14 protein-coding genes and 1 pseudogene are annotated in these 13,914 nt (G+C 62.7%); 6 read left to right on the top strand and 9 right to left on the bottom strand.

The features are described from left to right. From Y708_RS31140 to Y708_RS0115665, 7 genes and pseudogenes are all read right to left on the bottom strand, one after another. Nucleotides 1-534: pseudogene (locus tag Y708_RS31140) on the bottom strand (hypothetical protein); the annotation flags it as partial. A gap of 411 nt (nucleotides 535-945) precedes the next feature. Next, nucleotides 946-1,425, bottom strand: a complete 480-nt coding sequence (locus tag Y708_RS0115695; RefSeq protein ID WP_028280657.1) for a mycothiol transferase — start codon at nucleotides 1,423-1,425, stop codon at nucleotides 946-948. Further along, entirely contained in the window at nucleotides 1,422-1,823 is a 402-nt protein-coding gene (locus tag Y708_RS0115690) for a VOC family protein (protein WP_028280656.1), read from the bottom strand. Before Y708_RS0115690 ends, Y708_RS0115695 begins: the two co-directional genes overlap by 4 nt. A 199-nt stretch (nucleotides 1,824-2,022) precedes the next feature. Continuing rightward, the gene (locus tag Y708_RS0115685; protein WP_028280655.1) at nucleotides 2,023-2,526 is read right to left on the bottom strand and encodes a DinB family protein; all 504 of its coding nucleotides are present in this window, start codon (nucleotides 2,524-2,526) and stop codon (nucleotides 2,023-2,025) included. Beyond that, on the bottom strand, nucleotides 2,526-3,029 hold the full coding sequence (locus Y708_RS0115680; RefSeq protein ID WP_028280654.1) for an SRPBCC family protein: 504 nt from the start codon (nucleotides 3,027-3,029) through the stop codon (nucleotides 2,526-2,528). Before Y708_RS0115680 ends, Y708_RS0115685 begins: the two co-directional genes overlap by 1 nt. Before the next feature lie 3 nt (nucleotides 3,030-3,032). Beyond that, nucleotides 3,033-3,359, bottom strand: coding sequence for an ArsR/SmtB family transcription factor (locus tag Y708_RS0115675; RefSeq protein ID WP_028280653.1), 327 nt, complete (start codon nucleotides 3,357-3,359; stop codon nucleotides 3,033-3,035). 368 nt (nucleotides 3,360-3,727) lie between these two features. Then, nucleotides 3,728-4,726 (bottom strand): LacI family DNA-binding transcriptional regulator, encoded by a 999-nt coding sequence (locus Y708_RS0115665; protein WP_028280652.1) that lies wholly within the window; start codon nucleotides 4,724-4,726, stop codon nucleotides 3,728-3,730. 118 nt (nucleotides 4,727-4,844) lie between these two features. Between Y708_RS0115665 and Y708_RS0115660 the strand changes: the two genes are divergently transcribed. Further along, nucleotides 4,845-5,798, top strand: coding sequence for an ROK family protein (locus Y708_RS0115660; protein WP_081746878.1), 954 nt, complete (start codon nucleotides 4,845-4,847; stop codon nucleotides 5,796-5,798). Here the strand turns inward: Y708_RS0115660 and Y708_RS0115655 are convergent. Then, on the bottom strand, nucleotides 5,795-7,549 hold the full coding sequence (locus tag Y708_RS0115655; protein WP_028280650.1) for a class I mannose-6-phosphate isomerase: 1,755 nt from the start codon (nucleotides 7,547-7,549) through the stop codon (nucleotides 5,795-5,797). The two genes, Y708_RS0115660 and Y708_RS0115655, sit on opposite strands and share 4 nt — an antisense overlap. A gap of 58 nt (nucleotides 7,550-7,607) precedes the next feature. On the opposite strand from Y708_RS0115655, the gene Y708_RS0115650 reads away from it, so the two are divergent. Continuing rightward, a complete protein-coding gene (locus Y708_RS0115650) occupies nucleotides 7,608-8,207 on the top strand; it encodes an SGNH/GDSL hydrolase family protein (protein WP_028280649.1) in 600 nt (199 codons plus the stop codon). Nucleotides 8,208-8,241: 34 nt separating this feature from the next. Here Y708_RS0115650 and Y708_RS0115645 read toward each other — a convergent pair whose 3' ends face one another. Beyond that, nucleotides 8,242-9,408, bottom strand: a complete 1,167-nt coding sequence (locus Y708_RS0115645) for an ROK family transcriptional regulator (protein ID WP_028280648.1) — start codon at nucleotides 9,406-9,408, stop codon at nucleotides 8,242-8,244. Between the two features lie 299 nt (nucleotides 9,409-9,707). On the opposite strand from Y708_RS0115645, the gene Y708_RS0115640 reads away from it, so the two are divergent. The 4 genes from Y708_RS0115640 to Y708_RS25610 all read left to right on the top strand — a co-directional run. After that, nucleotides 9,708-11,117 carry an ABC transporter substrate-binding protein gene (locus Y708_RS0115640; protein ID WP_028280647.1) on the top strand — a complete coding sequence of 470 codons (1,410 nt, stop codon included), beginning with the start codon at nucleotides 9,708-9,710 and terminating at the stop codon, nucleotides 11,115-11,117. Further along, the gene (locus Y708_RS0115635) at nucleotides 11,114-12,118 is read left to right on the top strand and encodes a carbohydrate ABC transporter permease (protein WP_028280646.1); all 1,005 of its coding nucleotides are present in this window, start codon (nucleotides 11,114-11,116) and stop codon (nucleotides 12,116-12,118) included. The genes Y708_RS0115640 and Y708_RS0115635 overlap by 4 nt, the downstream gene beginning before the upstream one ends. Next, a complete protein-coding gene (locus tag Y708_RS0115630) occupies nucleotides 12,118-13,041 on the top strand; it encodes a carbohydrate ABC transporter permease (RefSeq protein WP_081746877.1) in 924 nt (307 codons plus the stop codon). The genes Y708_RS0115635 and Y708_RS0115630 overlap by 1 nt, the downstream gene beginning before the upstream one ends. 27 nt (nucleotides 13,042-13,068) lie before the next feature. After that, nucleotides 13,069-13,914 (top strand): zinc-dependent alcohol dehydrogenase (locus tag Y708_RS25610; protein ID WP_035776599.1); only part of this gene is annotated, 846 nt, incomplete at its 3' end.

Below are 13,914 nucleotides of genomic sequence, written 5' to 3'. Positions count from 1 at the left end.
GAATGAGCCCAGCGTCGAGGGTGCGTAGCAGGCATCAAAAAGGCGTTTCATCCCACCGTGGCGCAGCAAGGCCATGTCATCGATTGAATCCGCGCCAGCGACCATCCCGGCTACCAAGGAGCCGACCTTCAAACCGGCGTTCGCGCCCTTATCCGTAGGTACCGTCAACCAGTGATCGGTCAACTCATGCAATCCGGCGTCCCTGGCCAACCCCATGACCGGAACCAACCCGGCCGTCGACACCTCAGTTGATCCGATGCGTTCGGTGGAGGCAAACCAGGACAGCAGTTGCGGATCTATGGCCCCGATCACCGTGCGCATGTTGACTAATTGGGCGGGCACGTTGCTGTTTATCAGTGGTTCAAGATGCGCGACGCGGTTACGGAGCCGGTAAACCCCTTCGACCGCCCGTTCGAGTTGGTATGGGGTCCTTGTCAGGTGCGGGAAAGCCTCATGGAGTGCTTCCTCCCAGAAGCGTTGCTTACCGGCGTCATGGCGCCCGGGAAGGATGAACCGCCACGTTCCCAGCGACATGGCAGCCAGAATATCTTCGTGGCGTGGATCCCGTTGTAGACGATCCAGTCGTGAGGCCAGAAAATCTCGATACGGGCGCATCCAATCCTCAACCTGCTGAAGCGGCGCGGGTTGGATACGGCAGTGCCGCCACTGGGCGGATCTGGTTTTCGTGATGAGCCCGGCCTGCTCGAGCACCTTCAGGTAACGGCAGACAGAAGGCACGCTGATCGAGTGCGGACAGCCACCCCCATTTCTTTCTTGGCTCGTCCAAGATCGTCGTCGATGGCATATGCCGCACCCGCGATGCCGGTGGCCCATCCCTTCGCCTCGGCCAATGTGCATCAGCTCGTAACCCAGACGGGGGAGGATCGAGAAGTCGACCACACCCAGGGCGCGGTCGCCCCCGGTCACCCGTCTCCGGTATTGGGATCAGTCCACGACGAGGTTTTGATGTCCGTCGATAAGTTCACGCACGATGTCGAGGTGACCGGCATGGACTGACGTCTCGACCAGCACGCGAAACAGGACTTCACGCCCGTCAGACATGGGTGGTGCGGCGAACACGCTCGCCGGAGGCCACCAGCGGGGAGGAACATCCAGGTCGATCTTCGTGAGGATTTCATCACTCCGGGCGATCTCACGCTTGTAGATGCTGATGGCTTGGATGCCAGTCATGGGTTCGGATGCCCAACCGTCGTGCAGGGCCGCGATCGCTCTAGAGTCACCGCCGAGAACGGCTGAGATCCAGAACATCTCGTCGTCGAATGCGAGGTGGTTGAGCAGCCGCGTGATGGTCCAGCCTGATGGGACGAGCGGTCGACTCATTGCTTCCTCCGCGAGTTTCTCTACGGCTTGAAGCACGTGGGTTCGCTCGCCCGCGAGCTGGGCGAGCAGGTGTGCGTCGCTCATGCCTCGGGCTCGTAGCCGATAAGCCAGCGAAGGCCGTGGCGGTCAGTGACCTGGCCGTCCGAGGCACCCCACGGCTTCGGAGTTAAGGGGTCGATCGCCGATCCGCCGACTGAGAGTTTGTCGAACCACTCGTGGAGGATTGCCGGTTCAGCTGTCCCCAGCAATGACAGCATGAGGCCTTCGAGCCGTACTGTTTTTTCTCCTGCTGGTGCATCCGATCCTGCCAGTGCGACCACACCGTCGAGTACGCCATGAGCTACAGCGTTCGGAGGGCCGTCGGTCCTGCCGAAGTCCTCGTACGAATGCAGGGACAATTCGCCCCCGAAGATGTCCGCGTAGTAGCCCAGCGCTTCCCGCGCTGTTCCGGGGAAGTTGATGTAGATGAGAGGTGCAGCCATGTTGGGCTCTCCTAGTCCCTGGTCATTTGGATGGACCAGATATTCGTTCGATGCTTAATAGACGGTAATACGCCGGCGAAATCATTGGTGGGCTTGGAATTGGCTCAAGAATCAGCGTCCGTCAGATACCACCTCGTTCGAATACTCGACAATTCAATGTTGCTGCTCTCCCCAGTCAATTGACACAAAGAGGTGTCGCCTAGCGGGGACCGAGGCCGGTACGCCCGTCGAGCAGTTCCCGCGCGATATCGAGGTGACCGGCGTGCCGGGCAGTCTCCTCGATGAGGTGCAGGACCACGTCGCGGACGTCGGCGACGGGGGTCGGCAGGTCTGGTCGGTGCACACCGGGAGGTCGGTCGTCGAGCGCGAAGCCGTCGAGGATCTCGTCGGTCCGCGCACTCTGGTCTTGGTAGAAGACGACTACGTCGCCGACGGCGTGACCCGACACGAATGCGGGCCCCCCGCCAGAGTCCTCGCCCGCTGGCCACGGCAACGGCGAGACCCGGTCCGCAAGCACAACCTGGGACCAGAACCGTTCGGCGTGGCCGAGATGCTCCAAGAGCCCAAGTGGGGTCCACCCGCTCGGGACGACCGACCTGCGCAACGAAGCTTCGTCGAGGTCGGCCACGATGGCCAGCACGCTGGACCGCTGCGCGTCGAGGTAGGTCAGGAGGGCGACCCGCTCGGTGGATACGGCCTGCATCACGACGATCGCGGCTGTCGATAAGCGGGCTTGAGCTCCGTCCAGCGGTCATACCATGGCCCGGGTTCGCGGCCCTCGAGCACCGCACGCAAGTCCTCAAGGTGCGCCTGCCACCCCGCGCCATGGTCGGGTGCCTCATCGGCAGGCAGGCCGCGCTCCTCAACGACCAACCGCGTCCCCATGGCCTCCGCGGTCAGCACGGCTTCGATCTGTGCCTCGTCAGGGGTACCCGGCTCCATGGTGAGCAGCAGATGGCGCGGTGCGTCGCATACCTCGATCCGACCCGACCCCTCCCACCCGCTAGTGAAGGACGCCGCGAACAGGCCTCCGAGCCACAGGTCCCCGTCGACCTTCGCGATCCAGCGGCCGAGGCGAGCCGGCTCGGTGACCGCCGCCCACAGGTCGTCGATGTCGGTGTCGTAGACGTCCTCGACGTGTACGGTCGACACGCCGTCGACCTCCCGCACCTCGCCGAGCAGTCCGCTCTTGCCTAAATGGGTCATCGCTCACTCGCTCCTTAGTCGTTGTCGCTTGCCGCGTGCCACCTCGGTGTGCAGCGCCGCTATCCGCTGTTCCCAGACCTGTTGGCGATGTTCGATCCAGTCGCCCACTTCGGCGAGAGCCGCCGGCTGCAACCGGTAGATCCGGCGCTGTCCATCGGGTCGGACGTCAACCAGGCCCGCCTCGCGCAGCACCGACAGGTGACGCGAGACGCCCGGCTGGGCCACCGGCACCAGCGCGCCGAGCTCGCCCGCCGTAGCCTCACCGGCACAGAGGGCCTCGACCATGACCCGCCGGTGTGGGTCGGCCAATGCGTGCAGCACCGCGTCCATCATCCGAGAATACCCTAACGGATATATATCGTGCAAGGTATTTCAACCAGGCGCTTCTCCTTGCTCACAACGACACCCTTGACGATGGCGGGCATCCGTCAGGTAATGGGGTGGGATCCAATCGCACCACGGGCCGTGGCGCGACTGTCTTGGTCACATCCCGACGATGACCGACAAAGCACTCTTCCACCATCATCGCCGGCAGCCTGGAACTCGTGTCCGGCCTGTGCCAGGATCCAGCCATCGAGACGCTCACCATCAGGGAAGGTGCGGACCTGACGTGGGACGCCGACGTTCTCAATCGCCCCGGCGTCTAGCCGGAAACGCCTGCTGGTCACTGGCCGCTCGCCTGAGCCCTGAATGAAGGTTCAGTACCGGCGCACAGTGACTGGCATGTGGACCAGCCGTGGTTCGTCCGGCGCTTCGCCACTGAGTCGATCAAAGAGCATCAGTGCAGCCTGCGCCCCGAGTGCCCTCGGGTCATGCGACATGACGGTCAGCGGCACTCCAAGCAGGTCTGCCAACTCAACGTCGTCAAAGCTGGCGAGCGCGGGCACCAGGGTCTGGCTCTTCCGATACTCGCAGATGGCGCGCAGCGCCCCCACCGTGGTGCGGTTGTTGGCAGAGAAGAAGGCCGTGGGTGGGTCACGCCGGGCAAGCGACTTCGCCACCGCGTCAAAGGAACAGCCGGAGTCGCGCACCGGAAACATCAACTCCTGGTCAAACTCCAGCCCGTTGGAGTGCAAAGCCCGGGCGAATCCCTCGAAGCGGCGCCGTGCCGTTGGGATGCCGGCCACATCCCCAAGGAATGCAATCCGCCGGTGGCCATCACCGACCAGGGAAGCTGTACCCGCTTCAGCACCGCCAACATCGTCCACCAGGACCGTGTCGCTCTGCAGGCCTTCGATCGCTCGGGTCGCAAGCACCAGCGGGACCGCCGAGTGAGAGAGCAGCCCGTTACCGGCGGGAACCACAATAAGCCCTTCGACCTGGCGTCCGGCGAAGTCATCGAGGAGTTGGATCTCCCGGGCCGGATCTTCCCTGCTGTTACCGATGAGGATATGCCGGTTGTTTATCGCTGCCACGTCCTCGACGCCGAGCGCAAACTGCCCATAGTAGGGATTACCCAGATTGGTCACCGCCACCCCAATCAGCCCGGTTGGCCTGCGCAGCCGGGTGTTGCGCGCACTCTGATTGGTCCGGTACCCAAGGCGGTCCGCGGCGTCACGAACACGCTTCTGCACGTCCGGGCGGACATTCCGCCCCCCGGACATGGTGCGCGACACGGTCATTGGGCTCACACCCGCAAGGGCAGCAACATCCCGGACAGTCGGGGTGGAAGACGCATTGGTATGGGACAAGTTCATCTGGGCTTCTATTTCGGGCAAGGCCGGCGGCCTCTGCGTGCCCTTGAACGTTATCAAGTGGCGCGCAATGACGACGGCGAATGTGAAGCGGGCGCGATACAGATGAGAAAGTGGGGCTATGGAGCGAGCACAACCGAATCCAGTGGCAGCGACGTTTCCTGTCCTTGAGATTGGTGGAACACATGTAACTGCCGCATTGGTCATGCAGCGGCTAGACACCTGGACGGTGCGGAAAGGAAGCGTGCACCGCATCGCGTTGAATGCGGACGCTTCCGCTTCGATAATCCTCGACGTGGTTGCGGAGGCAGCACAATCCGTCGGGAGTGACCACAACGCACGGTGGGGTGTGGCGATTCCCGGCCCCTTCGACTATGTACATGGCGTGGGCCGCTACGAGCACGTCGGTAAGTTTGAAACGCTCAATGGCACCGACGTCGGTGCTGGGCTGGCTAAGAGGCTCGGCATCGATACCGCCCAAATCACCTTCCTCAACGACGCAGACGCATTCGGTATCGGCGAACACGCGCTGAGCTACCCGGCCAGCACACGCCTGGTCTGCATCACCTTGGGAACCGGCATCGGGTCGGCGTTCCTCGCCGACGGCATTCCCCAGAAGTCTGGCGTGGGTGTCCCCCCGGACGGAAGTTGTCACCTCCTCAACTACCGCGGCGAGGCGCTGGAGGAGGCCGTTTCCAGGCGAGCCATCCGGCGGCAGTATGCCGCGGCGACGGCGCCTGATCAGCCCAGGGAAGCCGAAGGGCAGCTGGACGTGCATGAGATAGCAGCCTTGGGCCGGCAGGGCGATGACTTGGCCTTCCGGGTGCTGGACACTGCTTTCACCGCTCTCGGCGAGGTGATTGCGCCGTGCCTTTTGGACTTCGAGGCGGAGGCGCTCATCATCGGCGGTTCGATGGCCGGGTCATGGGGCATCGTGTACCCGGCCGTCTTGAAGGGACTCATTGCCGGTCGGCCGCAGCTCCGGCTATTGGCGATCACGCAATCCGATCGATTCGAAGGAGCCTGTCTGATCGGGGCAGCCCGCTGGGCACAACGGTCTGCCACTGCAAGCTAGGCCGCGAAATCCAGTCGAGTCCCGGTACCCCGAACATACGCCTTCACTGTCCCCAGCCGCTGCCCGATCCCCGCGCCGGACGGACGAATGGTGTAGGCGCCCACGCCGGCAGGAATGATGAACGTTTCCGCGTACCGGACCGGGAAGGGTGCAAATGCGCCGGAGGGACTCTCGACCACGGCTTCAGCGCCTTCAACGAGATTGAGCACATTCACTGTGCCGTTGGTGTGGTGCTGGACAACACCGGTGAACCAGTGCCGCCGGACCTCAAGGAACTCGAGCTCATGCAAACCGGTGCGTTCCTCTGACCATCCCGGCCCTGAGCCCAGTTCCTCCACCTGATCCAGCAGCGCCCGCGCCCACTCGGTATTGCGGTCCCACTGGATGTTGCGGCTGGCGTGATCCACATGGATTGGTCGGGGGCGGCCGTCCAGCCCAACGCGGTCCCAGTCCCACATCTTGAAGGTGAAGATGTACGGCGTGGCAGAAATTTCCAGCACCATCGAGTTGGCCCCCGAGCAGTGCACGGTTCCCGCAGGAATGGAGAAGTGGTCGTGTTTTTTGGCCGGGAAGGCGTTCACATAATCTTCCGTCGGGAAGGAGGTGCCGCCGTCGGACGCGTCCTTGAGCGCCGCAACCATCGTTTCGGGATCTGTCCCGGTCTTCAGGCCGAGGTAAACCACGGCATCCTTGTCACAGTCGAGGAGGTAGTAGCTTTCGTCCTGCGTATAGTGCATCCCGAAACGATCCTGGATGTATTCCGTCAGAGGGTGTACCTGCAGCGAGAGATTTCCGCCGCCCATCGTATCCAGGAAGTCGAACCGGATGGGGAACTCCGCCCCGAAGCGGGCATGGGTCAACGCTCCGAGCAGCCGTGTCGGCTGCGTGAGGACAACGTCCAAGGCGGGCAGTTCGACGACGTCCCCGCCAACGTCAAGCAGGATACTATTCTCCTCCGGCACGCAGTCGAAGCACCAGGCGTAGTTCTCGGCGTCGGGATCCAGCCCACATACGTCCTTCATCCACTGCCCGCCCCACACCCCGGGGTCGAAGAACGGCACCACCCTGAAAGGGGCGGACACTGCTGCGCCCATTCCCCGATGAAATGTATCGGCCGTGATGAGCTTGGCCCCGCTCACGCTGTTGTTCGTGTCCAGCACATAGTCCATTGCGGGAAACAGCTCCCGCTTGTGCCGATCGGCAACCCGCCATTCAACGAAGAAGCTGCGCTTGTACTTGCGGAGGTTGTCTTCAGTTGCGTTGTCGCATCGCCAGTTCGGCGCCCCCGCGCGCTGTCGCTGCTGGAGCTCCCAGCGGGCCAGGTCCGCCAACACCAGTGTCCGCTCCGCGAGCGGGACCAGCGCCGCACCCCATCCCATCAGGACCACTGGAACGTCCGACGTCGACACCTTGGTTGCAATGTCGGCCAGCTTTTCCGGGTTGTAAAAATCGGCCAGCGTGTGGTGGCTGAGGACGCCAAAAACGCGGTCATCTGTGAGGTTTGCCGCGATGAGCTCGTCGATCTCGCGCACCGGTCGGGCGGCGAGGTCCTCGACATTCAGCACCCGGTGTCCGGGCAACGCGTCGGCGAGAAAGGTCTGCAGCTCATCCAGTCGCACTCCCGGATAGGTGTCCACCACGATGGTTCGGGGTTGGCCGCGCGCCACCTCCTGCCAGGCTTCGACGCCTGCCCACGTCCGGGCGTCGCCGGGAACGGTGATGCGCGGAAACTTCTCATAGCTGCTGGCCACTGCAATCTCTTCCTTCGTCGGTCAACACAACATTTTTGATAACGTTACCAGTGTGAGCATGAGACGAGACGGGAAGACGCTGATTGCCTATGGGCATTCCTGGGCAGCTGGGGACGGCGCTTCATCAGCGGCACTATGCTTCGCCGCTCAGTCAGCATCGGATCTGGGGCTGGACCTGGATAACCGCGGGGTTGGCGGGAGCGGCAGTTCCGCGACGGCCGAATCCATCGCGGTGGTGCCACCTCCGGCGGCGGCACTCTACGTACTCATGACGGGGCTGAACGATCTTCGCCTCGGCGGGGAGTCGCCGTCGTCGGCCCGGCAGTACGCCACCGCACTGCGGCACATCCTGACCGCCTTCAGGCGCACGTCACCCAAGGCTTTGGTGGTCGCTGTGGCCCAGCCCTATCTGGTTGACTACAGCCTGCATGCCCCGCACAACCGCGGATCGGATCCCTTGGTTGACCTGTACAACAGCGTCCTGAGGGGAGCGGCCGCGGAGCACCCCTTCGCTGCACTGGCGGAAGCTGGCGACTGGGACCCCGGCGTAATGCTGCACGGGGACACGGTGCACCCGAACGACGCCGGCCACGCCTGCCTTGCGCGAGCGGTGACCGAGGCCGCCGCAGCGGCGCGGCCACTCTGGGTGCGGACTTAGTGGACGGGTTGTTCTCGCCGCGCGGCTCCCGGCACTAATGAACCGGACCGGGCTCACTAAGCCGCGCGTTGATCGCGCTGCTGGCAAAGACCTTGTCGACAACCATTCTGGTCATGCCGACGATGCCCGCCTTGTCTCCCATCGGCGCAAGCCTCACGTCCAGGTTGCGGGTGGCACGCGGCAGCGACATCGGGTAAAGCGTCTCCCGCACCCCGCTGAGCAGCGACGAGGATGCGAGGGCGCCGCCAATCAGCAGGACGCCGGGATTGATAAGGCACACGACGGTTGCCATGACTTCGCCGATGCGTCGGCCCGCGTCGTGTGTCAGGCGAATCGCCTCGACATTGCCCCGGGCTATCAGGTCACCCACATCCCGGCCCGAAGAAGCCGGGATCCCGATGCCGGTCAGCTTCTGAGCGATAGCCCGACCGCTGGCAACGGCGGCCAGGCAGCCGCGCGCACCACACTGGCAGACGACGTCGGGATGGTCACCCAGCCGCACATGGCCAATATCGCCTGCACCGCCGTCGATGCCTTGATACACCCGCCCATTGATCACAATCCCGGTCCCGATTCCGGTGGAAATCTTCACCAAAGCGAGCGAGGCACAATCCTTGAAGCCGGCGCTATGTTCCCCGATCGCCATGGCGTTAGCGTCATTTTCCACCAACACCGGCACCGGCACTGCGTCGTGCAGGAATTCCGCAATCGGATAGGCGTCCCAGCCGGGCATGATCGGCGGTTGGCTGGGACGTGAGGTACGGGGATCCACAGGGCCGGGCACAGATATGCCGATACCGGAGACACGTGAGACGGGAGTATCGGTATGAGCCAGCAGCCCGTGAATTGCTTCCGCGATGCCGTGGAGTACTTTTTCCGGCCCGTCTACGATGGCCAGATCGATACTGTCGTCCGCAAGAATTCGACCGGAAAGGTCGGTCAGCGCCACATGGGAGTGTGTTGTGTCGACCGTCGCAGCCACCACGATGGAATGTTCGATATTGAACTCCAATCGGGTGGGCCTACGCCCACCCGATGGTCGGTCCGTTCCAGCCTCACGAATGAGTGCGGAGGCCAGGAGTGCGTCCACCCGCTGTGCAACCGTCATCCGCGAGAGCCCGGTGACTTCCTGTAGATCGCCCCGGGTGCGTGCGCGGCCATAACGAATGAGATCAAACACCTCTCCCGGTCCTGCCGTCATCTTCAGCTCCTCTGTGGCGATGTAACAGTATCCCGCTTACTAGAGCGAACATCACAGTTGATGGTTCTGCCACCTACTTAAGAATAACGATTTGTGCACAACTGCTCGACAGCTAGCTAACATCAGGCTAGTCTTTCAGCATAAGTTTGGTGACCGGAGCACATCGCGGACCCGAGCTACCCGTCGCGTGGGCTGTGCCTACGTAACGGAAGCGCCTCAACAAAGGGGACGCGCAGCGTCGCCCAACAAATGGTGCGCATGGACAACGTTGTTCTATGTACAGTGAATAGGAGCTTCGAATGAAAAGTAGGATCCCCCCACGGAAAGTGGCCGCCGCCGTCGCGATGGCTGCACTGACCGTCAGCACACTGGCCGCCTGCGACAGCGGAGGCGGCGGAGAGGCCGACGGCGAAGGACAGTCCATCACTGTCCAGACCACCGACACCATCCCTGACCGGGTCGCGGCGACCCAGGAGATCGTCGACGCCTTTACCGAAGAGACGGGCATTGAAGTTGAGCTGATTGGCGTCGCTGAAGATCAGTTCAACCAGGTTCTGACCTCCGGCGCGGCCGCGGGCGACCTGCCCGACGTCATCGGGTCCATCGGCCTCACCCAAGTGCGCACACTCGGCGCCAACGAGCTTGTTAACACCCAGGCCACCGCTGAGGTGGTGGAAGCGCTCGGCGAGGACACCTTCTCCGCGCGGGCACTTGAGCTCAACCGGGACGGCGAAGATCTGTTGGCCATTCCAAGCGAGTCGTGGGCACAGCTCCTGTACTACCGCACAGACCTTTTCGACGAGGCGGGTCTTGCCGCTCCTGAAACCTATGAGGATATCCTCGCTGCCGCCGAAGCCCTTGATTCACCAGAAATGGCTGGTTTTGTTGGCGCCACTGCTCCGGGAGATGCCTTCACCCAGCAGACCATCGAGCACGTAGCACTCGGCAACGGCTGCGAAATGGTAGACGACGCAGGAGAAATCCTTTTCGACAGCCCGGAGTGCGCTGGTGCGCTGGACTTCTACGGCAACCTGATCCAGGACTACTCGGTTTCCGGTGCCCAGGACGTGGACACCGTGCGCGCGAACTACTTCGCAGGCGAAGCAGCGATGTTCATCTGGTCCACCTTCGTTCTTGATGAGATGGCCGGCCTGCGCAATGATGCCCTGCCTACCTGCCCGGAGTGCGCCGACAACCCGGCGTTCCTTGCGGAGAACACCGGCGTTGTAGCCGCAATTCAAGGCCCCGACGGCGGCGATCCCGCCCAGTTTGGGCAGATCACCAACTGGAGCATCACCGCAAGCGCCAACACCGAGCCGGCCAAACAGTTTGTCGAATACATGATGAGCGACGGCTACGTGGACTGGCTTGCCATCGCCCCCGAAGGAAAAGTCCCGGTCCGATTCGGTACCGCAGAAAATCCAACTGAATTCTCCGATGCCTGGCAGACCCTCCCGGTAGGTGTTGACACCAAGGCGCCACTCGAGGACTTCTACTCGGAGGATGTCCTCGCTTCCCTGCAGGGAGGCGTCGATAACCTTCTGCTGTGGGGCATCCCACAGGGTCAGGGTGATCTGGCGGGCGCGGCATTGGGTGAACTACCGATCGCCCAGGCAGTGGCCGACGTAGCCAACGGCGGAGCAGATCCTCAGACTGCCGCCGAACAGGCTGCGGAGACGCTGCGTTCCATTCAGGACTCCCTGGAGTGAGCACCACCCCCCGCAGGGACGCTGCACCGGCGCGTGAAGGCGCGCCGGTGCAGCGCGCCGGCCGGAAGCGCTCCTCCATGGCGAAGGCGGAGCAGCGGGCAGGCCTCACCCTGATTTCCCCCACGCTGATCATTGTCCTGGTCATGATCGTGCTTCCCATCCTGTGGACGATCATGCTCGCCTTCCAGCAGATCCGACTGCTTAATTTGCGCACTGCGGGGATCCTGGGCAACTACACCATTTCCAATTTCACGGAAGTGTTCTCCTCCCCCGGATTTCTTGAGGCGCTACTGGTCACTCTGGTCTATTCGGTCGCAGGAACCGGGCTGGCAATCGGTTTCGGGCTGATAGCGGCTCTTGCCTTACGCAAACCGTTCCGCGGCAGAACCCTTGTGCGCGCCGCCACCCTTATTCCCTACGTGGCACCGATCGTTGCCGTGACGTTCGTGTGGACTACCATGCTCAACCCGCAGTTCGGCATCGTAAATCATTGGGGTACCCAGTTCCTGGGCTGGGACCAGGCCATCCCCTTCCTGAGTGAGCGCCAACGTGATGTCTCGTTCCTCGGACTGACCTTCACCGTCCCGACTGCACTGCTGACGGTCATCGCTTTCGAAGCCTGGCGTTCCTTCCCCTTCGCCTTCCTCTTCCTGACCGCCCGCTTGCAGGCAGTGCCGGCAAGCCTTGACGAGGCGGCGCGTGTTGATGGAGCTACACCCACCCAACGCTTCCGTTATATTCTGCTACCCCAACTGCTACCCACCATCGCGGTTCTCTCGGTACTGAGGTTCATCTGGACTTTCAACAGCTTCGATGACATCTACCTCCTCACCGGCGGCGGTGCGGGGACGGAAGTTGTGGCTGTCCGCGTCTACAACTTCCTCATTTCGCGCGGTGACATCGGCGCCGCGTCAGCCCAGGCGCTGGTTCTGGCAGTAATTCTCGCGGTTCTCGTTGGCATTTATCTGAAGTTCTTCGCGAAGAAAGAGGAGGTCAGCTGATGTCGACTGAGATTCGTACGCGTCGTGAACGAAATGCCGTTGCTGCCGGCCGGCCGTGGTCACGGGACAGGGTGGAGACACTCATCCTCACCTGGCTGCGCTGGATAGTGATTGCAACCATCCTCATCGTGACACTGTTCCCGTTCTACTACATGCTGGTGCTGTCGGTGCGGCCGATCTCCAGCCTGCTGCAGGACCCGGGCGCGCTCTGGGTGTCGGCGGGTGAATTCAATCTGGAAACATACACCTCGGTACTCCAGTCGCCGTCAGACGGTGGCCAGGGCTTCCTGATCTTCATGCGCAACAGTGCACTGGTGGCGCTCGGCACGGTGGTGGTGACACTGATACTGGCCATCCCGGGGTCCTACGCCATCAGCCGCCTGCAGTTCTTCGGCCGGCAAAGGATCAGCGCACTCTTCCTTGCCGTCTACCTGTTCCCAAGCATCCTGCTCGCAATTCCCCTGTTTGTCTTCTTCACGCGCATTGGACTGCGGGGGGAGTTGCTGGGCCTCCTGCTCGTCTATGTGGCCCAGGTTGTGCCCGTCAGTATCTATATGCTGCGGAACTACTTCGAGACCATCCCCATCAGCCTGGAAGAAGCGGCAGCGATCGACGGCGCCAGCCGATTCACCATCATGAGGCGCATCAGCCTTCCACTTGCCATGCCGGCGATCGTGTCCAACGGGCTCTACATCTTCATGATTGCGTGGAACGAGTTTCTGTTCGCCCTCTTGTTCCTCGTCGAATCACGGGAGAACTGGACTGTTTCGCTGGGCCTGTCCCAACTGGCAGGAAGCATCGAGATTCCCACGACCGTCCTGATGGCCGGATCGGTGATTCTTACGCTCCCCATCATCATCATCTTCTTCGCGGCCGAACGCCTCTTGACCGAGGGGCTCACAGCGGGCGCGGAGAAGGGCTGACCCATACCCACGTCAACGAAAGAAGCCATGCCTAACATCGTGCAATTCTCCGCGCCCGGATCGGTTGAACTGGTCGAATGCGAACGACAGCCGTTGACGACGGGCACGGTCCGGATCCGCACCTGGTACTCGGGAATTTCGGCCGGAACCGAGCTCACTGCCTACCGAGGCTCTAACCCCTACCTGTCCAAAAGCTGGGATGTTGTTCAAAGGATCTTCACCGAAGGAGCGCCGGCTCATCGCTACCCGGTGGTCGGCTGGGGCTATTCGGAGGTGGGTGAGGTGGTCGAAGTTGCTGAGGACGTGGGGCAACTGACCGTAGGCGATGTTGTCTATGGGGTCTGGGGACATCGCAGTGAGGCTGTGGTCGCTGCGCAAGCGGTGGCTGGCAGGCAGGTTCCCGAGGGAACCGATCCGCTGCACGGAATTTTCGCCCGGGTGGGCGCCATTGCGCTGAACGCCGTGCTGGGCGCCAATCTTCACCTCGGAGAAGACGTCGCCGTCTTCGGCCAGGGAGTGATCGGCCTGCTCGCCACGCGGTTGGCCAACCTGAGCGGAGCCCGCGTGATCGCCGTCGACGGCTTTCAGGCGCGCCGCGAGCTTGCCATCACAATGGGAGCGCGCGACGCCGTTGCCGCCGATGCCGCGGGCGGTGCCGGCCAGCAAATCCGCTCGCTGACCGGACAACTGGGCGTTGATATCGCGATTGAGCTGAGCGGCAACTACCGCGCGCTGCACGAGGCCGTGCGGTCGGTGGGAACGGACGGACGTGTGATCGCTGCCGGTTTCTACCAAGGTGGGGGCGAGCATCTTTCCCTCGGCGAGGAGTTCCACCACAACCGGGTCCAGATCATCGCAAGCCAGATCGGCGGG

This window comes from Arthrobacter sp. H5 (assembly GCF_000520595.1).
Taxonomy (GTDB): domain Bacteria; phylum Actinomycetota; class Actinomycetes; order Actinomycetales; family Micrococcaceae; genus Arthrobacter_D.
Note: the sequence above shows the minus strand (reverse complement) of the source record. Positions and strands in the feature narration are given on the sequence as shown.